The organism is Qipengyuania oceanensis (assembly GCF_009827535.1).
In the GTDB taxonomy this organism is placed as follows: domain Bacteria; phylum Pseudomonadota; class Alphaproteobacteria; order Sphingomonadales; family Sphingomonadaceae; genus Qipengyuania_C; species Qipengyuania_C oceanensis.
In genome coordinates this window covers 227,294-248,651 of sequence record NZ_WTYN01000001.1, presented here as the reverse complement: position 1 = coordinate 248,651, position 21,358 = coordinate 227,294, and the positions used below count along the sequence as shown (strand labels likewise).

Here is a 21,358-nt window from a genome sequence, read left to right as displayed (position 1 = left end):
CGGCTCGATTGTCAGGGGAAGGAGGCGTATTTCTCAGCTATAATAGTCTTGCAGGGGCTGGACTTCAAGCGTGTCGGGCGCAACGTCCCGGATCGAGCGTGCCGCAGCGACCGAACCGGCCGCCGTGGTGTAGTACGGAATCTTGAACTCGAGAGCCGAAGCGCGGATCGACTTGCTGTCGAGAAGCGATTGCCAACCCTCGGTCGTATTGAAGATCAGGTCCACTTCGCCGTCCACGATCCGGTCGACGATATGGGGCCGTCCCTCGGCGACCTTGTTGACCCGCTCGACGTCGAGCCCCTTGTCGGCAAGATAGGTCTGCGTCCCGCCCGTGGCGATGACCTTGAAACCCTGAGCGATCAGATCGCGCACCGCCTCGACGATCTGCGGCTTGTCGCCCTCCTTCACCGAAACGAACAGCGTGCCCGAACGCGGCAGGCGGACCCCCGCACCCAGTTGCGACTTGAGGAAAGCGCGAGCGAAATCCTTGTCTATTCCCATGACTTCGCCGGTGGACTTCATTTCCGGTGTGAGCACCGGATCGCTTCCCGGGAAGCGGCTGAAGGGGAACACCGCTTCCTTGACCGCCATGTACGGCAAGTCACGGCGGAAGGGATCGAAGGCCGACAGCTTCTCGCCCGCCATGATCCGGCTGGCGATCTTCGCGATCGGCTGGCCGATGGCCTTGGCGACGAAGGGCACGGTCCGGCTCGCGCGCGGATTGACCTCGATGAGATAGACCTCCCCGTCCTTGACCGCGAACTGCACGTTCATCAGCCCGATGACGTTCAGCGCCCGCGCGAGCGCATCGGCCTGCCGTTCCATTTCCTCGATGATTTCCGAGGGGAGGCTGTAGGGCGGAATGGTGCAAGCGCTGTCGCCCGAATGGACGCCCGCTTCCTCGATATGCTGCATCACGCCCGCGACGCGCACCTCGTCGCCGTCGCAGATGACGTCGACATCGCATTCGATGGCGTCGCGCAGATACTGGTCGACCAGCACCGGGCTGTCGCCCGACACATTGACGGCCGTGTTGATATAATCGTCGAGCTGCGCTTCGCTGTCGACGATCTCCATCGCCCGGCCGCCCAGGACGTAGGAGGGGCGCAGCAGCACCGGGTAGCCGATCTTGCGCGCGACGGCGGCCGCCTCGTCGCGGCTGCGCGCGATGCCGTTGGCCGGCTGCTTGAGCTTGAGCTTGCCGACCAGCCTGGCGAAGCGTTCGCGGTCTTCGGCAAGGTCGATCGCGTCGGGCGAAGTGCCCAGGATCGGGATGCCCGCATCCTCCAGCGCCTGTGCCAGCTTGAGCGGGGTCTGCCCGCCGAGCTGGACGATCACGCCGACCAGTTCACCGCGCGATTGCTCGACCCGCAGGATCTCGAGTACGTCTTCCTCGGTCAGCGGCTCGAAATAGAGCCGGTCGGAGGTGTCGTAATCGGTGGAGACGGTCTCGGGATTGCAGTTGACCATGATCGTCTCGTAACCCGCCTCAGCGAGCGCGAAGCAGGCATGGACGCAGCAGTAGTCGAACTCGATGCCCTGCCCGATCCGGTTCGGGCCGCCGCCGAGGATCACGATCTTCCTGCGATCCGAGGGATCGGCCTCGCACTCCGGTTCGCCGAAGCTCGGAGCCTCGTAGGTCGAATACATGTACGGCGTCACCGCCTCGAACTCGGCAGCGCAGCTGTCGATCCGCTTGTAGACCGGGAAGACGCCAAGCTTTTCGCGCAGCTTGCGAACCTCGGCCTCGCTCGTTGCGCCAGCCATGGCGCGCAGCGTGTCGTGCAAAAGACCGGAACGGCGCGCCTGCGTCTCGGCAAGGCCGCCCGCCACCCCGACCGAGCGCACGGCCAGCGTCGCCAGCCGCTTGTCGGAAAAGCCCATCGCCTTCAGCCGCCGCATTTCGGTGGCATCGCGCGGCAGGCCGTTGTGCGCGATCATCCGCTCTTCGTAGATAATCGCCTCGATCTGGCGCAGGAACCACGGGTCGTAGCCGGTGAGCGGCTGGATTTCCTCGACCGTCAGGCCTTCGCGGAAAGCCTGCGCAACGTTGAGCAGCCGGTCGGGCGTGCGCTGGCTGATCGCGGCGACGATCTTCTCGCGGCTCACGCCTTCCAGCGCCACGACGCGGTTGAACCCGTCGAGCCCGGTTTCGAGCCCGCGCAGCGCCTTCTGCATCGATTCCTGGAAATTGCGGCCGATGGCCATGACTTCGCCGACGGACTTCATCGCGGTGGCGAGCTCGCGCTTGGCGCCCTTGAACTTTTCGAATGCGAAGCGCGGGATCTTGGTCACGACATAGTCGATCGTCGGTTCGAAGCTGGCAGGCGTCGCCCCGGTGATCTCGTTGGTGATCTCGTCGAGCGTGTAGCCCACGGCAAGCTTCGCCGCGACGCGGGCGATGGGGAAGCCGGTCGCCTTGGATGCTAGGGCCGAACTGCGCGAAACGCGCGGATTCATCTCGATCACGATCAACCGGCCATCGTCCGGATTGACTGCGAACTGTACGTTCGAACCGCCTGTTTCCACGCCGATTTCGCGCAGCACGGCGATGCTCGCCGAGCGCATGATCTGGTATTCCTTGTCGGTCAGCGTCAGCGCCGGGGCGACGGTGATGGAATCGCCCGTGTGCGTGCCCATCGCATCGACGTTCTCGATCGCGCAGATGATGATGGCATTGTCGTTCCTGTCGCGGACGACTTCCATCTCGAACTCTTTCCAGCCGAGCAGCGATTCCTCGATCAGCACCTCGTTGGTGGGGCTGGCGTCGATCCCTTCGCGTACAATTCGTTCGAACTCGGCCTTGTTGTAGGCGATGCCGCCGCCCGTGCCGCCGAGCGTGAAGCTGGGCCGGATGATGGAGGGCAGGCCCGTCCGCTCGAGGATTTCGTAAGCCTTCTCGACCGTGGTGGCGACGCCGCTGCGCGCGCTTTCAAGGCCGATCTTGTCCATCGCTTCGCGGAAGCGCTGGCGGTTCTCCGCCTTGTCGATGGCATCGGCATCCGCACCGATCATCTGGACGCCCAGCCGCTCGAGCGTACCGTCGTTGAACAGCGCGAGCGCAGTGTTGAGCGCGGTCTGCCCGCCCATCGTCGGCAGCAGCGCGTCGGGCCGCTCCTTTTCGATAATCTTGGCGACGATCTCGGGCGTGATCGGCTCGACATAGGTGGCGTCGGCGAACTCCGGATCGGTCATGATCGTGGCCGGATTGGAGTTGACCAGGATGACCCGGTAGCCCTCCTCCTTCAGCGCCTTGATCGCCTGCGTGCCGGAATAGTCGAACTCGCAGGCCTGACCGATGATGATCGGACCGGCGCCAATGACGAGGATCGAGGAGATGTCAGTGCGTTTGGGCATTAGAATAAAGCCACTATGAGGGTTCCGAGAGTGATGAGCGCGGTCACAAGGGCGACGCGATAAATATCTTCAATGCCGTTTTCGATTACCGCCTTAATCCGATCCCAGACTAGAAAACGGAACGCTCCAACTGCGAACCGCTGACCCTTCGCTACCATGCCTTTCCATGTGTCGAGATTAATTACTGTCTCGTCGCGAAGTTCTGTATCGATCTTATTTGAGGAGCGTAGAGCAGATGTTGCTTCCTCGATGATTTCAATAGCCTGATCGGCGTCGCTTTGATTGTCTCCAAAGCTGACCATACGCCCGGCAGCGGGAGCGATTTGCTCCTCCAATGCTTGGATGGGGTCGGACGACGATTTGCCCACCACTTCCATTTCTTTTGCCCGCCGTTCCTCGACATCAAGATACGCTTGCTCTGAAATTTGATAGCGGGCACCAGAGCGAGTATTGTACCGAGCTTGTAGGTAACCTTTCCGTACAAGTGCGCTCGCGGCAAGGGTCACGCGATCGCCCGAAATATTGAGATTCTGTCCTATTTGATCTGGACCAACGAACCCGGCATCTTGATTCATTGCATCGAACAGTAGTTCGACAATCTGCGCCTGCAAATCTTCGTGGCTAACGCTGCTGTTCACCCCAATATCCCCACGAATTTCTCGAACAGGTAGAAACTGTCCTGCGGGCCGGGGCTTGCCTCGGGGTGATACTGCACGCCGAAGGCCTTCTTGCCCTTGATCGAAATGCCGCAGTTGGTGCCGTCGAACAGCGATCGATGGGTTTCCTCGACACCGTCCGGCAGCGTTTCGTTATCGACCGCGAAGCCGTGGTTCATGCTGGTAATCTCGACCAGCCCCTCCGTTTCGCCCCAGCCCTCGCCGACACGCTGCACGGGGTGGTTTGCGCCGCGGTGGCCCTGGAACATCTTGGCCGTTTTCGCCCCTGCGGCCAGCCCGAGCATCTGGTGGCCGAGGCAGATGCCGAAGATCGGCACGTCCTTGTCGAGCAGTCCCTTGATAACCGGCACCGCGTATTCGCCAGTCGCCGCCGGATCGCCCGGCCCGTTCGACAGGAATACGCCGTCAGGTTTCAGCGCCATGACCTCGTCCAGCGAGGTTTTGGCCGGTACGACGGTCACCTTTGCGCCCGCTTTTACGAGGTTGCGGAAGATGTTATCCTTCGCGCCGTAGTCGATCGCGACGACGTGGGGCTTGCCCGCACCTTCGCCCATCGTCTCGTAGCCGGAACCCAGCGCCCAGCTTCCGCCGGCCCAGTCCTCCTGGCTTTCGCGGGTGACTTTTCCAGCCAGGTCCATGCCCTCGAGGCCGGCCCAGCCCTGTGCCTTCTTCAGCAATTTGGCGATGTCGAACTTGCCCCGCGGGTGATGCGCGATCACCGCATTGGGTGCGCCGGACATGCGGATACGGCGGGTCAGCGCGCGGGTATCGACGCCCGCAAGCCCGATCTTTCCGGCATTGTGCATCCAGACGTGGAACGGCTCGGCGCTGCGGAAATTGCTCGGCGCGGTGATATCCTCGCGCACGATGCATCCGACCGCGCCCGGAACGCGGCTTTCCAGGTCTTCTTCGTTCGCACCGACATTGCCGATATGCGGGAATGTGAATGTGACGATCTGCGCGGCGTAGGAGGGATCGGTCATCACCTCCTGATAGCCGGTCATCGCGGTGTTAAAGCACACCTCGCCGACCGCTTCGCCCGAAGCGCCGAAGCCACGCCCCCAAACGACCGTTCCGTCGGCCAGAACGAGGACTCCCGTCGCACCGGCTGGTTGCGCAGGAGTAGGGGCGGAAAGGGCCATAAGGGGCGCTCCGAGTCAGGGGGTTTTCCGGCGATGTCGCTAAGTCTCACCCGCTAGGGACAGCCGCCCCTGCCGTCAACACGGGTTCGGTGGATATGTCGACTAATCGGGGCAAAATCCCTATCTGGCGGCCAACATTCCATTCCAAGGCAGGACGAGACACATGATCCGCGACGACATCAAGCAGCACACCATCACCGCGATGAAGGCCGGCGACAAGGAGCGTACGGCCGCGCTCCGGCTGGTTTCGGCCAAGATCAAGGACCGCGATATCGAGGCGCGGACGGGCAAAGCTCCGGCCAACGACGACGATCTCGTGATCGAAGTGCTGCAAAAAATGGCCAAGCAGCGGCGCGAGTCGATAACCATGTATGTTGACGGTGGCCGCGAGGAACTGGCCGAGCAGGAGCGCAAGGAACTCGCCATTATCGAGGAGTTCCTTCCCAGCCAGATGGACGAAGCGCAAACGCGCGCCGCGATCGAGGACGTGAAATCAACCTTGGGCGCTGATTCCATTAAGGATATGGGCCGCGTGATGGCGGAACTAAAGGCGCGGCATGGCGCTGAACTCGACATGAGCCGGGCCTCGGCCCTGGTAAAGGAGAGTTTGACATGACGAAGCTGTTTGCCGCTGCCGCGACGATTGCCCTGGCGCTGGGCGCCTGCACGAGCGAAGCGGACGATACCTCTGCCACCGACCTCGAAAAGGCCAATTCCGATGGCGAGGCCGTCGCCATGGCCAACGCCATCGCCGCCGGCAGCTTCATGGACCTGCAGCTGGGCGCAAAGATCTCAGGCCCGCAGGGGCCCGAGCCCAAGACCGTGTTCTCCACCGCGGAAGGCAACTTCGCCGACATGACGAGCTACGTCGCCTGTCCCGCGGGGATGGATAGCTGCGATCCGGCGAATGCGCCTGCAGGAACGGTCTATACCTACGTCCACATCGTCTATCCGGGCGAGGACAACGATCCGACCACCGGCAGCGGAAACGGCAATGATTCCTCCGACGTGGAACGCGCGGAAGTGTTCCGCATGACGCGCCCGGCCGTCGGCTTCACCGGCGAGGCCGGCTATTCCAAGGCCGAGGCGCTTGCCGCGATCGGTCCCAAGGCGGATGTCGTCATCTCCTGCGACAACGGCGCGCTGGTGTGGACGGTCAGCGCGGGCGACGGCGGCAACCAGTGGGAGCAGGCCGAACCCCTCACCTTCTACTGGAAGTCGACCGTCCCGCCTTCAGGTCCGCAGGATGCATACCAGCTCAAGGTCAATTACACCGAAGCCAATGCCAAGGGACCGTTCCCGGGCGAAGCTGCCGGTGCGACCAATGCCTGCATGGCGCAGGGTCAGTGACCAGCTTCAGATGATCGGGGATTGGCATCTCGACAGCGCCAGAGTCGCAATGCAACACTAGGGCATGGCCCTTTCCCCGCAATGGCTGGACGAATTGCGCGCACGCGTCACGCTTTCGAGCGTGATCATGCGCACGACCAAGCTCCAGCGCGCGGGCCGCGAATGGAAGGCCTGCTGCCCGTTCCATAACGAGAACACGCCCAGTTTCACCGTCAGCGACGAAAAGGGCTTCTACCACTGCTTCGGCTGCGGCGCTCATGGCGATGTCATCCGCTGGATGACCGACCAGCGCGGCTTGCAGTTCATGGATGCAGTGAAGGAACTGGCGCAGCAGGCCGGGATGGATGTGCCCGCCCCCGATCCGGTCGCCGCGCAGAGAGCGGAGAAACGCGCCAGCCTGGTCGACGTGATGGATGCCAGCCAGGCGTTCTTCATGGAGCAACTGCGCGCTCCCGAGGGAAAGCGCGCTCAGGATTACCTCAAGTCGCGCGGCTTTTCCGGGCGCACGATCCGCGAGTTCGGTTTCGGTTACGCGCCCGACAGCAAGGTCGCACTCAAGGGCGCGCTGGCGCAGTTCGACGAGGCCATGCTGGTCGAAAGCGGCATGCAGATCTCGGTCGACGACAAGGCACCCTACGATCGTTTCCGCGACCGTCTGATGCTGCCGATCCACGACCAGCGCGGCCGCGTCATCGCCTTCGGTGGCCGCATCCTCGAAGCGCGGGACGGGGTCGCGAAATACCTGAATTCGCCCGACACACCGCTCTTCGACAAGGGGCGCACGCTCTACAATCTGCACCGCGCCGGACCGGCAAGCCGCCAGAGCGATCGCATGGTCGTGGTCGAGGGCTATATGGACGTGATCGCCCTCGCCGATGCCGGGATTGCCGATGCGGTCGCTCCGCTCGGCACGGCGCTCACCGAGAACCAGATCGAGATGCTGTGGCGCATGGTCGACAGGCCGATCCTGTGCTTCGACGGCGACAATGCCGGCCAGCGGGCGGCGATGCGGGCCATTTCGCGTGCGCTCCCGATGCTGCGTCCCGGTAAGTCGCTGGCGATCGTGCGCCTTCCCGCCGGGCTCGATCCCGACGACCTGCTCAAGCAGCGCGGACGCGCAGCGCTGGACACCCTTCTCGACAATGCGGCCAGTCTCATCGAAACGTTGTGGCTGTTCGAACGCGACGCCGCACCGCTCGAGACGCCGGAGGACAAGGCGGGACTAAAGCAACGCCTCATCGAACAGACAGAGGCAATCGAGCACCCGGACATCAAGTCGCTCTACCGCCGGGAACTGCTCGAGAAATTCTCCGCCTTCGCCTATCCGCCGCGCGAACAGCGCCCGTTCACCCCGCGCAGCGCAGGCTCCTGGCGCCCTGCCCCTGCCAAGCTCTCGCCCGAGACGGCTTCGCGGCTGCGCAACGCCAGTTTGGGGGGCGCGCGAGGCGAGCTCGCGGCGGCAGTCGCCATCGGCCTCACGATGTTTCCCGATGTCGCACTCGCCCATGCAGAAGCCCTTGCACGCTATGCCGCGGACGACCCGAGGTACGGACAAGCGATAGATTTTGCTCTGGATGCCGCGGAAACGCTTGATCCGTCCGGCGAAATGCCCATATCGCGCCTCACAGGCCTACCTGCGCCACCGGATAAAACCCGCTTTGCCTTCCTCCAGGAAGGATATGATCCGGATTGTGCTCGCGAGGATCTGGCCGAAGCCGTGTCGTTACTGGTCGAACGGCCTGCGCTCGAAGCTGCACTCCAAGCGGCGACTGCGCGGTTCGAGACCGACCCGGAAGCCGCTTTCGCCGAGCAGCAACGACTGCTCAAGCTTAAGCTGGAATTTGAGGGCCGACTCGGGCAGATGGCAAGCAGACGGGCCGCGCGCGCAGCCCCCCAGGATCCCACTCCTCCGCAAGCCGAACGGCAGGCGGAAGAACAGCAGATGGACTGATTTCGATTTATGGCCACCAAGTCGAAGGCAACGGAAAAGGAAGACGCTCCCCTGATCGACCTCAACGAGGCGTCGGTGAAGAAGCTCATCTCCAAGGCCAAGAAAAAGGGCTACGTCACCTATGATGAGCTGAACGAGGCCCTGCCGCAGGATCTCGGCAGCGACCAGATCGAGGACATCCAGACGGCGCTGTCCGAGATGGGTGTCCAGATCGTCGAGAACGACGAGGAAGGCGAAGCCGAGAGCTCCGACGAAGTCGAAGAGATCAGCGCCGCTCCGTCCAAGAGCACCAAGACGGCTGCCGCCGCGCCTGCCAAGAAGAAGGAAACCGTCGACCGGACCGACGATCCGGTGCGGATGTACCTGCGCGAGATGGGCGCGGTCGAACTGCTCAGCCGCGAAGGCGAGATCGCGATCGCCAAGCGCATCGAGGCCGGCCGCGACATGATGATCATGGGGCTGTGCGAAAGCCCGATCACCTTCCACGCGATCATCCAGTGGTCCGAAGCGCTCAATGCGGAGGAGATGCAGCTGCGCGAGATCCTCGATCTCGACGCCATGCTGTCGAAGGAACCGCCGCCGGACAAGATGACCGACGACGCGGAAGACGACGACGACGGCGAGATTTCCGAAGAGACCGCCGGTCCCTCGATCCGCGACGACGACGATGAAGTCGAGGAGGAAAGCGATTCCGACGACGAGGATGGCGAGGAAGGCTCGTCCTCCAAGAAGGACGAAGACGACGAGGAAGACAACACCCTCTCGCTCGCCCAAATGGAAGCGACGCTGAAGCCCGAGGCGCTCGAACGGTTCGCGCGCATCACCAAGCTGTTCAAGACTTTCGAGAAGATCCAGGAAGAGCGCGTCGACGTGCTCGGCCGAGGCGACGATTTCCCCGCCGCCAAGGAAAAGAAATACGAAAAGCTGCGCGAGGAACTCACGGCCGAGGTCGAGAGCATGCAGTTCCACGCGACCAAGATCGAGTTCTTGGTCGACAATCTCTATGCCTTCAACCGCCGCCTGACCGCGCTTGGCGGGCAGATGCTTCGCCTTGCCGAACGCCACAAGGTGAAGCGCGGCGAGTTCCTCGACATCTACATCGGCAACGAACTCGACGACACCTGGATCAAGGACGCGTCGAAGAAGGACAAGAAGTGGGCCGCCTTCGCCGAGAAGGAAGCCGATGCGATCGAGCGTATCCGCTCGGAGATCGCGGACATCGCCGCGGCCACCGGCATGAGCCTCAACGAGTTCCGCCGCATCGTGAACATGGTGCAGAAAGCGGAGCGCGAGGCGCGCATCGCGAAGAAGGAAATGGTCGAGGCGAACCTGCGCCTCGTTATCTCCATCGCCAAGAAATACACCAACCGCGGGTTGCAGTTCCTCGACCTGATCCAGGAAGGCAATATCGGCCTGATGAAGGCCGTCGACAAGTTCGAGTACCGCCGCGGCTACAAGTTCTCGACCTATGCGACATGGTGGATCAGGCAGGCGATCACGCGTTCGATCGCCGACCAGGCCCGCACGATCCGTATCCCGGTCCACATGATCGAGACGATCAACAAGCTCGTGCGCACCAGCCGCCAGTTCCTCCACGAAGAAGGCCGCGAGCCGACGCCGGAAGAAATGGCCGCTCGACTCTCCATGCCGCTCGAAAAGGTTCGCCGGGTGATGAAGATCGCCAAGGAGCCGATCAGTCTCGAAACGCCGATCGGCGACGAGGAAGATTCGCATCTCGGCGACTTCATCCAGGATCCCAACGCGGTCATCCCGGTCGACGCGGCGATCCAGTCGAACCTCAAGGAAACGGTCACCCGTGTTCTTGCCTCGCTAACGCCGCGCGAGGAGCGCGTGCTCCGCATGCGCTTCGGCATCGGCATGAATACCGATCACACGCTGGAAGAAGTCGGCCAGCAGTTCTCGGTCACCCGCGAACGTATCCGCCAGATCGAGGCGAAGGCGCTGAGGAAACTCAAGCACCCGTCGCGCAGCCGCAAGATGCGCAGCTTCCTCGACCAGTGATCTTTCTCGGGAAGCGATCGAGGGCCCGAACATTGCTAATGTATCAGACGATGTAAAAATCATCTGGTTATGATGTAGCTTCCTTGTGGAGCTATCTTCACGAGCCCCGACATCTTCGGATGCCGGGGCTTTCTGATGCTGGCGACCACCCTGCGATCGCCTGTCTCAGCGGAAGCCCAGTGATTTCCGAAAAAGTCCGGCGGCACCCAGCCACAAGGCGCAGAATACGGCCGTCGCGATCCATTCGAACCGCCCGCTCTCACTCGCCGCGACCGGGATCGCCAGCTGGACCAGGGCGCAGCCTATCAACAACCATTGCATGACGTTCGCGCGAAACCGTGCGAGTGCTCCTGCTGCCACGACGCCGATCGGCATGGCGAGGTAGACGGCGTTGTACTGGTTGATCCCGTCGCCAATGAAGCCCACCGCCAGGTTGACCCACACGAGCAGGAAGCCGGCGGCGATTGACAGGATTGCGCCGGCGCGGGCCGGCCAGTTCGGGTACGCGCGCAGCACGCCCTCTCCCAGCAGGCAGGTGGTGAGAAGCATGATGCCCCACGCCGCGAAATCGGTCGCATCCCAGTCGACCTCGTGCGTCAGCGTCATGGCGATTGCCGGGATCGCGAACATCACTCCCGCCGTGCCCCAGCCGGCAATCCGCAGCACTCCATCGAGGCGCCCCGCTTCGTCGGCAGTGGTGCCCGGAATATTTGTCGTGTCGGTCATGTCGTATTCCTTCATCCATTGAGCGATAGCCGGAGCGTGCCTAGGATGGCGGTGAAAGCCATGAGCAACGCATGAGGAATATCTGAGCAATGCCGGACGAGGCACTGTCCTTCGGCGACTACGTGCTGGAACCGCACGAACGACGGCTGCTGCGCAATGGCGAGCCGGTCGATCTGGGCGGGCGCTATCTCGACGTGCTTCTGCTGCTCCTTCGCCATCGGGGCGAACTGGTCACCAAGGACCTTTTTCTCAACGAAGCTTGGAAAGGCGTGCCGGTCACCGACGAGGCACTGACCCAGGCGATCCGCAGCCTGCGGCAGGCACTGGGCGACGAGGCCCAGAACCCGCGCTTCATCGAGACGGTCCCGCGCTACGGCTATCGCTTCATCGCGCCCGTCGAAAACGTGCGCGAACCGACAGAAACGCTCGGCCACCGCGCCGTGACCATGCGGGTGGATACGCCTTCCCCAGTGCTGATGGCCGCCTTGGGCGGCGCGCTCGCGGGCGCGATGATGGCCGTATTCTACACCTTCGCCGCGTCGGCGCCCTCCGGCAGCGGAGCAAGCGCGGGTGTCTCCCTGCTGGTGGTGATGTTCGCCATCTGCGCAGGGATCGCGGCGGTTGCGGCAATGGGCATCGCGCTCGGCATCGAAATCGCGGATCGCTTTGCTGCGCTCAGGCAGTACGGCCCGATTGTCGGCGGCGCGATTGGCGGCTTTGTGACCGGCGGGCTGGGCAATCTCGTAAGCACAGACGCCTTCGGCCTGTTGGTCGGGCGCGCGCCCCTGGGCGTGACAGGCGCGCTGGAAGGCCTGTGCTTCGGAGCGGCGATCGGATTGCTCCTGTTCCTGTCCCGCACCGGCACCCTCGCCGGCGAGCGCAAGAGCTGGATCGCACTTGCAGCGATGATCGGCGCTGCGACCGGCGCGCTCATTCCATTGCTCGGGGGAACCATGCTCGGCGGAAGCCTCGTCGGCCTGTCGAACGCCTTTCCGGAAGCCGCCGTGCGGCTCGATACCTTGGGCAGTGGCATCGGCGATCCCGGTTTCGGGCCGCTCACCGCGGCGGCCACGGGTGCGCTCGAAGGGATGCTGTTCTGTCTCTATGTCGCCGGAGCCTTGGCCATGGCGCAGGGGCGTGCGCGTCACCTTACGAAAACTGCAATCCGGCGGGCATGAACCTCGCCGCCCGGGTTGCGAGTCGAAGCCCGCATCCGTATATCGCGATTCGCTTGCGTGACTGACGAGACAGGCGGAGTACCGCCGTGGAGCGCGAGCATTGAATTGCCGCTCGTCTGGGCACCCTCCAACAGCAAAGGTGTGCCATGCGCATTGCGATCGCTTCCGACCATGCCGCAATCGACCTGAAGGCCGAGCTGCGCGACTGGCTGATCGAACAGGGTCACGAAGTCGCCGATCTCGGCCCCGACACGACCGACAGCGTCGATTATCCCGACTACGGCTACAAGCTCGCCGCAGTGGTCGCCGAAGGCACGGCCGAGCGCGGCGTCGCGCTGTGCGGGTCTGGCATCGGTATTTCAATCTCGGTCAACCGCAACCCTGGCGTGCGCTGCGCGCTCGTATCCGAGCCGTTGTCCGCCGCCCTCGCCCGCGAACACAATGATGCGAATTGCATCGCGATGGGCGCGCGCCTGACCGGTAGCGACATGGCCAAAGCCTGCCTGGCTTCGTTCCTCGACACCGACTTCGCCGGTGGCCGCCACCAGCGCCGGGTCGACAAGCTTTCCAACCCTCCCTCCGACACCGACACGATCGAGCCCTTCCAATGAGCACCGACACCCTCACCCGCCCGATGACCGGCTTCTGGTCCGACAGCCTCGAGCAGGCCGACCCCGAAATCTTCGGCGCGGTCCGCAACGAACTCAAGCGCCAGCAGGACAAGATCGAACTGATCGCAAGCGAGAACATCGCCTCGCGTGCAGTGCTCGAAGCGACCGGCAGCGTGTTCACCAACAAGTATGCCGAGGGTTATCCCGGCAAGCGCTATTACGGCGGCTGTGACTATGCGGACGTCGTCGAGACGCTGGCGATCGAGCGCGCGAAAAAGCTGTTCGGCTGCCAGTTCGCCAATGTGCAGCCCAATTCGGGCAGCCAGATGAACCAGGCGGTCTTCCTCGCGCTGCTCAATCCGGGCGATACCTTCATGGGCCTCGACCTCAATTCGGGCGGCCATCTCACGCATGGGTCGCCGGTCAACATGAGCGGCAAGTGGTTCAACCCCGTCCCCTACGGCGTGCGCAAGGAAGACGAGCGCATCGACATGGACGAGGTCCGTGCCATCGCCAAGGCCCACAATCCGAAGATCATCATCGCGGGCGGCACCGCCTATTCGCGGGTGTGGGACTGGGCCGCGTTCCGCAAGATCGCGGACGAGGTCGGTGCCTATCTGATGGTCGACATGAGCCACATCTCCGGCCTCGTCGCCGGCGGCGAGCACCCCAACCCCTTCCCGCACGCCCACGTCGTCACGACCACGACGCACAAGAGCCTGCGCGGTCCGCGTTCGGGCGTGATCCTGTGGAACGACGAGGAGCTGACCAAGCCGATCAACATGGCGGTGTTCCCCGGCATGCAGGGCGGCCCGTTGATGCATGTCGTCGCAGCCAAGGCGGTCGCGTTCGGCGAGGCGCTGCGCCCCGAGTTCAAGGACTATGCCAAGGCGGTGGTCGCCAATGCTCGCGCGCTCGCTGCGAGCCTGGAGGAAAACGGCCTCAGGATCGTGTCCGGTGGCACCGACAACCATTCGATGCTGGTGGACCTCACGGCCAAGGACGTGACCGGCAAGGCCGCAGAGGCCGGTCTCGACCGCGCATGGCTCACCTGCAACAAGAACGGCATTCCCTACGACACGCGCAGCCCGTTTGTGACCAGCGGCATTCGCCTCGGCACGCCGGCAGGCACCACGCGCGGTTTCGGCACGGAGGAATTCCGCAAGGTCGGCGCGCTGATCGCCGAAGTGGCCGAAGGCCTGTCGAAGAACGGGGCCGAAGGCGATGCCCAGGTCGAGGAAGCCGTGCGCCGCAAGGTTTCGGAGCTTTGCGCCGACTTCCCCGTTTATCCGGGTATGTAAGGAGACACGACTATGGATAGCGAGAACAAGCAGCCCGGCGACAAGAAGGACATGATCGACGATGCCCGCGAGGAAATCGTCGGTATGGCCAAGGAAGGCATGCACCATCCCGCGACGAAGCCTGTCCTCAAGGGCGCGGCCATCGGCGCGGTTGCCGGTGCGATCCTGCCGATCGTGACCTGGCCGATCGGGCTTGCGGCCGGTGCGGGCTACGTCCTCTACAACCGCATCAAGAAGTAAGCTCCACGCCCGATGCGCTGCCCTTTCTGCGCCCATGACGACAGCCAGGTGAAGGACAGCCGGCCGACCGAGGACAATGCCTCCATCCGGCGCCGCCGCCAGTGTTCGAGCTGCGGCGCACGGTTCACCACCTTCGAGCGCGTGCAACTGCGCGAAGTCGCCGTGGTCAAGAGCGACGACAAGCGCGAGGCATTCGATCGCCGCAAGCTTGAACAATCGGTAACGCTCGCCTGTCGCAAACGCGATGTGCCGCAGGAACGGATCGACCAGCTCGTGTCCGGGATCCAGCGGCAGGTCGAAACCGCTGGCGAAAACGAGGTCTCGTCCTCGCGCATCGGGGAAATGGTGATGGACGGCCTGCGCCAGCTCGACAGCGTCGCCTACATCCGCTTCGCGAGCGTCTACCGCGACTTCAGCGAGGCGCGCGATTTCGAGGAATTCGCCAGCAGCGTGCGAGATGTCGCGGATGGGTGATCTGGCGGGCAAGGCGCCCATCATAGTGCTCGTGCGGCCGCAACTGGGCGAGAATATCGGCAAGGCGGCGCGTGCCATGCTCAATTTCGGACTTACCGAAATGCGCCTGGTCGCTCCGCGCGATGGCTGGCCGAACCCGTCCGCCGGGCCCGCCGCGTCCGGCGCGGACAGCGTCCTCAACGACGCGAAAGTCTACGAGACCACGGCCGAAGCGGTGGCGGACTGCGCCAATGTCTACGCCACCACCGTCCGCAAGCGCGGCGTCACCAAGCCGGTCGTCACCCCGGAGCAGGCAGCCGATCTCATCGCATCGCGCGATGGCCGCTCGGCGATCCTGTTCGGGCCGGAACGCTCCGGGCTGGAAACCGAAGACGTGGCTCTTGCCCGCGAAATCCTGACCGTGCCGATCAATCCGGATTTCGGTTCGCTCAACCTTGCCCAGGCCGTGATTCTGTGCGCCTACGAATGGTCGAAGAAAGCCGATGGCACTCTCGTCCAGCCCACTGCCGAAGACGCCCTGCCGCCAGCCCCCCAGGAAGAGCTGGAAGGGCTGATCGCGCATTTCGAGCAACTCCTCCAGCCTCGCGGATACTTCCAGCCACCCGATCGCGTGGCCGCGACCAGGCTCACGCTCCGGAATATCCTGACCCGGCCCGGCTGGAACCACCTCGAGGTGCGCACGCTGCGCGGCGTCCTGTCCTCGCTCGGCAAGCCGCCACGCGACACTTGATTGTTTCGGGAAGGCCGCTATATGCGCGCCTTCGCGAATTGGTCCCGCACCCCGGTGAAGCGGTGGCCGCGCTGGAGGAATGCTCCAGCGGTGCGATGCCGGGTTGAATGGCGGGCAAAGGGCCCGTCCAGCAAATCGAAGGATACGACTCATGTCGAAGCGCAACAGCGCCAAGTACAAACTCGACCGCCGGATGGGTGAAAACATCTGGGGTCGCCCCAATTCTCCCGTCAACAAGCGTTCCTACGGTCCGGGCCAGCACGGCCAGCGCCGCAAGGGCAAGATGAGCGACTTCGGCCTGCAGCTTCGCGCCAAGCAGAAGCTCAAGGGCTATTACGGCGACGTCACCGAAAAGCAGTTCAAGCGCACCTATCTCGAGGCATCGCGCATGAAGGGCGATACCGGCCAGAACCTGATCGGCCTGCTCGAACAGCGCCTCGACATGGTCGTCTATCGCGCCAAGTTCGCGCCGACCGTTTTCTCGGCTCGCCAGATCGTCAACCACGGCCACATCTACCTGAACGGCGTGAAGACGAACATCCCCAGTGCACGGGTCAAGGTCGGCGACGTGATCTCGCTGGGCAGTAAGGCCAAGGACATGGCGCTGGTCATCGAGGCGCAGAGCCTGCCCGAGCGTGACATTCCCGATTATGTCTCGCCGGATGGCAACGACAAGGTGACCTTCACGCGCGTTCCGACGCTCGACGAAGTGCCCTACCCGGTCACGATGGAACCGAACCTGGTCGTCGAGTTCTACTCGCGCTGATTGATCGGCTCATATGAATTCGAAGGGCGGTCCTGCGGGGCCGCCCTTTTCGTATCTGCGCCCAACCGTTCGTCGCATTTACGGTTGGCTTACAGGAACTTGGGTCGATTCCCGGGCGTTGCGGCATCACCATGACGCAGTATCGTTTCCATGTGAAAGGCCGCCACGGCAAGTGGTACGACAGCCTCAATGATGCCCAGCGCTTTGCCAATTCGATCGGCGCCGGATTCCTCGATCCGAAGGGTCAGTTCACCCCGTGTCGCGGCGCGATCCTGGAGATGCGCGAGAACGAGAAAACGTAACCTAGCGTAGCGCCCTGCGCAGGCTCCACCAGAGGAGCAGCGCGATCGCCACGGTTATGGCGCCGCCCCAGAACCAGTAGGGAAGAAGCAGGGCATCGGCCATCGCCTGCGTGTCCGACCGCTGCGGCAGGCCTCCGACGACCCCTCCCTGTGAAAAGAGGTAGCCGGTCTGGCGGTAAGTGCTGATTGCCGCCTGCACGCCGACAAACTGGGCGGTGAGCTCGCGAACTTCGTTCGATCCGCGAGCAGCAATGAGGCCGAGCACCAGGGCAATCGGCGGAAGAACCAGCCAACCCGTCAGCGAGCGGACCCAGATCAGGGTCGAGAGCAGGATCGCGCCGGCCAGCACGGCAAGCGCAATGCGGGTCGAGCGCGGGTGGCGCGAGGCGAGGATCAGGGCTGCGCCGGCCAAGGCCGGGCCGAACGGCCCGCCTGCGGCGATGAGAGCATCGGTGAGGCGCCCCGGAGCGTAGGAGGAAAGCGCCGCACCCGAACCGTCCGCATAGATCGCAAGGCTCTCGAATCGCCCCCCGACCAGCATCGCCATCAACCCGTGGCCCATCTCGTGAAACCAGGTCGACAGGATCGTGAAGGGATATAGCAGCTTTGCACCGATCGGGTTCTGCCACAGCATGATCGACCCGAAGGCGAGGATGGCGAGCAGCGCCATCCTGCGCGTGCGGTCGGCAGCGGCGACCATCTCTAGGCCTTCAGGTAATCGCGGCGGAAATCGCTCGCGAATGCAGTGAAGCGCCCATCCCCGATCGCATCGCGCATCGCCTGCATCAGCTGCTGATAGAAGCTCAGATTGTGCTCCGTCATCAGCATCGCGCCGAGCATCTCGCCGGCCTTGACCAAGTGATGCAGATAGGCGCGGCTGTACGTGGCGCATGTCGGGCAGGAACAGCGATCGTCGAGCGGATCGGAATCCTCGGCAAAGCGCGCGTTCCTGAGGTTGAGCGCGCCGTTCCAGGTGAAAGCCTGCCCGTTTCGACCCGATCGGCTAGGCAGCACGCAGTCGAACATGTCGATTCCGCGCTCGACCGCGCCGACCAGGTCGTCCGGCTTTCCGACACCCATCAGATAACGGGGGCGATCGGGCGGCAACTGGGCGGGCGCGAAGTCGAGCGTGGCGAACATCGCTTCCTGCCCTTCCCCCACCGCCAGCCCGCCGACGGCGTAACCGTCGAAACCGATCTCGGTCAGCTTTTCCGCCGAAATGCGTCGCAGCTCCTCGTCGAGCGCGCCCTGCTGGATACCGAACAGCGCCGCACGATCCGCGTGCTCTCCGCCGCCATCGAACGCCTCGCGGCTGCGCCTTGCCCAGCGCATCGACAGTTCCATGCTCGCGGCAATCTCGTCGCGTGGCCGGTCGGCGCGCGGGCACTCGTCGAACGCCATGACGATATCGCTGCCGAGAAGGCGCTGGATCTCCATGCTGCGTTCGGGCGTCAGCATGTGCTTGCTGCCGTCGATATGGCTGCGGAATTCGACCCCGGTCTCGGTCAGCTTGCGCAAGTCGGACAGGCTCATGACCTGATAGCCGCCGCTGTCGGTCAGGATCGGGCGCTGCCAGTTCATGAAGCGGTGCAACCCGCCGAGCCGCGCCACGCGCTCCGCTCCCGGCCGCAGCATCAGGTGATAGGTATTGCCCAGGATGATGTCCGCGCCGGTCTGGCGGACGGCTTCGGGCTTCATCGCCTTGACCGTGGCTGCCGTGCCCACCGGCATGAACGCAGGCGTGCGGATCTCGCCGCGCTGCATCGCGATGCTACCGGTGCGCGCCGCCCCGTCGGTAGCGGAGATGGTGAATGCGAAACGCGGCATCAGAAGCCGTATACCAGCGAGAAGCGCGATGTCGCGTCGGTACTTACCGCCGAGGGAGGCGGATTGCTGTCATACTCGATTTCGTAGGACAGCCGCGTGCTGATCCGCTCGTTCACCCGCGCCTGCAGGCCGGTGAGAAGACTGAGCGTGGTATTGCGCGAATCGACCAGCACCGTGGCGCTGCCGCCGGTTTCTGCGACCATGTTGGTATCCTGCGTCAGCTTTAGCCCGTCGAGGATCTCCCAGTCGAAATCCAGGCCGAACAGCGCGGCCAGTCGCGTGTCCGTTCCGCCGTCGACCAAGGCGGTCCGACGCAAGGCCGGGCCGGCCTTCACCGACAGGTCGAGGGTGCTTCCGTCGAACACCTGGTAGCCGACCCCGCCCGACACCGCGTAGCGCGCCGAAAAACCCTGGACCGGGTCACGCTCCCACTGCGTGAGGCCATAGCCGAACAGCCGGTCGTTGATCTGGTAGCGCGGCTCGTAGGCGATCAGGTACTGCTCGCGCCGCGTCGTGCCGCCACTGCGCTGGAAATCCGTGGTCGCGCGCAGGCGGTGGCTCCAGTCGATCCCCTCGCGCTTCAGAGCGACCGCCGCATTGAAGCCGAGCGTGTCGGAATTGCCGGAGGAATGCGATCCGCCGATCTGCCCTTCGCCCGACCAGCGATCGAACAGGCCGGCTTGGCGAATTTCGCTCTCGCGGCGCTTCTCGGCGAGGCGTTGCTCCCTCGCCTGGTCGTCCTTGAAGGCGGCATAAAGGGCATCGATCTCTGCCACATGGGCCGGATTGGTCTGGCGCGCGATCTCGATGACTACGGCGACCTTCTTCGCATCCCCGGTGGCGATGGCCGCGTCGATCATCGCGCGGACCGGTTCGTCGAGATGGGCGTAAGCGGGCGAGGCGGTCGACAGCGCGAACGCGACCGCAGGGATGGACAACAGGCGGGTCATAACGCGCCGCCTGCTAGCCAATCAGGCGCGCAGTCGCCACCCTGTCTTGAAGATAGTCGCGATAACCGCAACGCAGATGGCGAGGAAGCCGATCGTGATGCCGAGCGATACGCGGAAGTCGACATCGGCGCTGCCGTAAAACGTCCAGCGCAGACCGCTCACGAGATAGACGATCGGGTTGGCCAGCGCGACCTTGTCCCACGGCTCGGGAAGCATGTCGATCGAATAGAAAGTCCCGCCGAGGAAGGTCAGCGGCGTCAGGAACAGCGTCGGAATGATGCCGAGCTTCTCGAAATTGTCCGCCCATATGCCCAGGATGAAGCCGAAAAGGCTGAAGGCCGCAGCTACCAGCACGATGAACAGCACCGCCCAGAACGGATGTGCGATCGAGTAATCGACGAAAACCAGCGCGGTCGCGAGGATGATCCCCGCAAGGATCAGGCTCTTGGTCGCGGCCGCGCCGACGAACCCGATCAGCGTCTCGGCTACTCCGATGGGGGCGGACAGCAATTCGTAGATCGTGCCGGTGAAGCGCGGCATGTAGATGCCGAAGCTGGAATTGCTGGTGGTTTCTCCCAGCAGCGTCAGCATCATCAGGCCAGGGATGATGAAGGCAGCATAGCCTACTCCCCCCAAGTCCGGCATCCGGTCGCCGATGGCAGCGCCGAAGACGATGAAATACAGCGATGTCGTCATCACCGGGGCAATCAGCGACTGCATCCAGGTGCGGAGGAAACGCGTCAGTTCGCGGGTGTAGATCGACCAGGTAGAACGCCAGGATATCATGCCGCGCGCTCCTGATGATCGTTCTCGAGCAGCGAGACGAAGATGTCCTCCAGCGTCGAATCGCGCACGTCGATGCCGGCGAAATCGATCCCTGCGCGGGTCAGCAGCTTCGCGATCTCGGCGACGTCCTCCTTGCCCTTGCCCGTGCCGTCGCCCCCGCGATAGCAAAGCTCGCGCCCGCCATTTGCCAGCTCGACCGGATAATCGGCCAGCATGGCAGGCATTTCGGCCAAGGGCTCGGACAGCGTGAAATAGGCTTCCGTCCGCCCCAGGCGCTTCATGATCGCGTCCTTGTCGTCGACCATGAGCAAGCGGCCCTTGTCGATGATCCCGACGCGGTCGGCCATTTCTTCGGCCTCCTCGATGTAATGCGTCGTCAGGATGATGGTGACGCCGCGCGCGCGCATCGCGTCGATCTGGCGCCACATGTCCTTGCGCAGTTCGACATCGACACCGGCGGTCGGCTCGTCGAGGAACAGGAGGTCCGGTTCATGCGCCATCGCCTTGGCGATCAGAACGCGGCGCTTCATGCCGCCCGACAGCGCGCGGATCTGCTCGTCGCGCTTGTCCCACAGGCTCAGGCTCCGCAGCACTTCCTCGATGCGGGCCTTGTCCGGTGCGAGGCCGAACAGCCCGCGCGAATAGCTGACCGCGCGCCACACGGTTTCGAACATGTCGGTGCTCAGTTCCTGCGGGACGAGGCCGATGCGCGAGCGCGCCTTGCGCCAGTCGCTGGAAAGGTCGTGGCCGAAGGCGCGCATCGTGCCGCCACTCGGCCGTACGAGGCCGCAGACGGCCCCGATGAGGGTCGTCTTGCCGGCCCCGTTCGGCCCGAGCAGGGCGAAGATCTCGCCGCGGCGGATCGAAAGGTCGACATGGTCGAGAGCCGTCAACCCGCCCGGATAGACCTTGGTCAGGCCATCCAGTTCGAGAATCGGTTCGGAATTTGTATCGGGCGCGCTGGTCAC

General features: G+C 63.8%; 21 protein-coding genes and 1 riboswitch. Of the genes, 12 read left to right on the top strand and 9 right to left on the bottom strand.

Features of this window, described 5'->3' with window-relative positions:
• Positions 1–33: 33 nt before the first annotated feature.
• Genes carB through carA form a run of 3 tightly spaced genes read right to left on the bottom strand, consistent with a single transcriptional unit; the run spans position 34 to position 5,176 of the window.
• Entirely contained in the window at positions 34–3,357 is a 3,324-nt protein-coding gene (gene carB, locus GRI48_RS01205) for a carbamoyl-phosphate synthase large subunit (protein WP_160670211.1), read from the bottom strand.
• Entirely contained in the window at positions 3,357–3,995 is a 639-nt protein-coding gene (locus GRI48_RS01200) for a hypothetical protein (protein WP_160670208.1), read from the bottom strand. The genes carB and GRI48_RS01200 overlap by 1 nt, the downstream gene beginning before the upstream one ends.
• Positions 3,992–5,176, bottom strand: coding sequence for a glutamine-hydrolyzing carbamoyl-phosphate synthase small subunit (carA, locus tag GRI48_RS01195; protein WP_160670205.1), 1,185 nt, complete (start codon positions 5,174–5,176; stop codon positions 3,992–3,994). The genes GRI48_RS01200 and carA overlap by 4 nt, the downstream gene beginning before the upstream one ends.
• A gap of 163 nt (positions 5,177–5,339) precedes the next feature.
• Between carA and GRI48_RS01190 the strand changes: the two genes are divergently transcribed.
• The 4 genes from GRI48_RS01190 to rpoD all read left to right on the top strand — a co-directional run bounded on the left by GRI48_RS01190 (position 5,340) and on the right by rpoD (position 10,499).
• Positions 5,340–5,792 carry a GatB/YqeY domain-containing protein gene (locus tag GRI48_RS01190; protein WP_160670201.1) on the top strand — a complete coding sequence of 151 codons (453 nt, stop codon included), beginning with the start codon at positions 5,340–5,342 and terminating at the stop codon, positions 5,790–5,792.
• Positions 5,789–6,526: a hypothetical protein gene (locus GRI48_RS01185; RefSeq protein ID WP_237451676.1), complete on the top strand. Its 738-nt coding sequence runs from the start codon at positions 5,789–5,791 to the stop codon at positions 6,524–6,526. The genes GRI48_RS01190 and GRI48_RS01185 overlap by 4 nt, the downstream gene beginning before the upstream one ends.
• Positions 6,527–6,590: 64 nt before the next feature.
• Entirely contained in the window at positions 6,591–8,477 is a 1,887-nt protein-coding gene (gene dnaG, locus GRI48_RS01180) for a DNA primase (RefSeq protein ID WP_160670198.1), read from the top strand.
• A gap of 9 nt (positions 8,478–8,486) precedes the next feature.
• Positions 8,487–10,499, top strand: a complete 2,013-nt coding sequence (gene rpoD, locus GRI48_RS01175) for an RNA polymerase sigma factor RpoD (RefSeq protein ID WP_160670195.1) — start codon at positions 8,487–8,489, stop codon at positions 10,497–10,499.
• 165 nt (positions 10,500–10,664) lie between these two features.
• Here the strand turns inward: rpoD and GRI48_RS01170 are convergent, their stop codons facing one another.
• Complete coding sequence (locus GRI48_RS01170; protein ID WP_160670192.1) at positions 10,665–11,225, bottom strand: hypothetical protein; 561 nt, start codon at positions 11,223–11,225, stop codon at positions 10,665–10,667.
• 89 nt (positions 11,226–11,314) lie between these two features.
• Here GRI48_RS01170 and GRI48_RS01165 point away from each other — a divergent pair, with 89 nt between their 5' ends.
• From GRI48_RS01165 to GRI48_RS14160, 8 genes are all read left to right on the top strand, one after another.
• Positions 11,315–12,403: a winged helix-turn-helix domain-containing protein gene (locus tag GRI48_RS01165; RefSeq protein WP_160670189.1), complete on the top strand. Its 1,089-nt coding sequence runs from the start codon at positions 11,315–11,317 to the stop codon at positions 12,401–12,403.
• Positions 12,404–12,450: 47 nt separating this feature from the next.
• A riboswitch (ZMP/ZTP riboswitch) is annotated at positions 12,451–12,532 on the top strand.
• 17 nt (positions 12,533–12,549) lie between these two features.
• Positions 12,550–13,014: a ribose 5-phosphate isomerase B gene (gene rpiB / locus GRI48_RS01160; RefSeq protein WP_160670186.1), complete on the top strand. Its 465-nt coding sequence runs from the start codon at positions 12,550–12,552 to the stop codon at positions 13,012–13,014.
• Positions 13,011–14,315: a serine hydroxymethyltransferase gene (glyA, locus tag GRI48_RS01155; protein ID WP_160670183.1), complete on the top strand. Its 1,305-nt coding sequence runs from the start codon at positions 13,011–13,013 to the stop codon at positions 14,313–14,315. Before rpiB ends, glyA begins: the two co-directional genes overlap by 4 nt.
• Before the next feature lie 12 nt (positions 14,316–14,327).
• Positions 14,328–14,555, top strand: coding sequence for a hypothetical protein (locus GRI48_RS01150; RefSeq protein WP_202389162.1), 228 nt, complete (start codon positions 14,328–14,330; stop codon positions 14,553–14,555).
• Positions 14,556–14,567: 12 nt separating this feature from the next.
• On the top strand, positions 14,568–15,029 hold the full coding sequence (nrdR, locus tag GRI48_RS01145; protein WP_160670180.1) for a transcriptional regulator NrdR: 462 nt from the start codon (positions 14,568–14,570) through the stop codon (positions 15,027–15,029).
• The gene (locus tag GRI48_RS01140) at positions 15,022–15,759 is read left to right on the top strand and encodes an RNA methyltransferase (protein WP_419956937.1); all 738 of its coding nucleotides are present in this window, start codon (positions 15,022–15,024) and stop codon (positions 15,757–15,759) included. Before nrdR ends, GRI48_RS01140 begins: the two co-directional genes overlap by 8 nt.
• Before the next feature lie 151 nt (positions 15,760–15,910).
• A complete protein-coding gene (gene rpsD, locus GRI48_RS01135; protein WP_160670177.1) occupies positions 15,911–16,525 on the top strand; it encodes a 30S ribosomal protein S4 in 615 nt (204 codons plus the stop codon).
• Between the two features lie 131 nt (positions 16,526–16,656).
• Positions 16,657–16,827: a hypothetical protein gene (locus GRI48_RS14160; protein WP_202389161.1), complete on the top strand. Its 171-nt coding sequence runs from the start codon at positions 16,657–16,659 to the stop codon at positions 16,825–16,827.
• Position 16,828: 1 nt separating this feature from the next.
• On the opposite strand, the gene GRI48_RS01130 is transcribed toward GRI48_RS14160, so the two are convergent.
• From GRI48_RS01130 to GRI48_RS01110, 5 genes are read right to left on the bottom strand one after another with little or no spacing between them, the layout of a single operon-like run.
• The gene (locus GRI48_RS01130; RefSeq protein ID WP_160670174.1) at positions 16,829–17,527 is read right to left on the bottom strand and encodes a M50 family metallopeptidase; all 699 of its coding nucleotides are present in this window, start codon (positions 17,525–17,527) and stop codon (positions 16,829–16,831) included.
• 2 nt (positions 17,528–17,529) lie between these two features.
• Positions 17,530–18,657: a tRNA guanosine(34) transglycosylase Tgt gene (gene tgt, locus GRI48_RS01125; RefSeq protein ID WP_160675192.1), complete on the bottom strand. Its 1,128-nt coding sequence runs from the start codon at positions 18,655–18,657 to the stop codon at positions 17,530–17,532.
• Positions 18,654–19,604 (bottom strand): DUF481 domain-containing protein, encoded by a 951-nt coding sequence (locus tag GRI48_RS01120; RefSeq protein WP_160670171.1) that lies wholly within the window; start codon positions 19,602–19,604, stop codon positions 18,654–18,656. Before GRI48_RS01120 ends, tgt begins: the two co-directional genes overlap by 4 nt.
• A 21-nt stretch (positions 19,605–19,625) precedes the next feature.
• Positions 19,626–20,390: an ABC transporter permease gene (locus GRI48_RS01115; RefSeq protein ID WP_160670168.1), complete on the bottom strand. Its 765-nt coding sequence runs from the start codon at positions 20,388–20,390 to the stop codon at positions 19,626–19,628.
• On the bottom strand, positions 20,387–21,358 hold the full coding sequence (locus tag GRI48_RS01110) for an ATP-binding cassette domain-containing protein (RefSeq protein ID WP_160670165.1): 972 nt from the start codon (positions 21,356–21,358) through the stop codon (positions 20,387–20,389). The genes GRI48_RS01115 and GRI48_RS01110 overlap by 4 nt, the downstream gene beginning before the upstream one ends.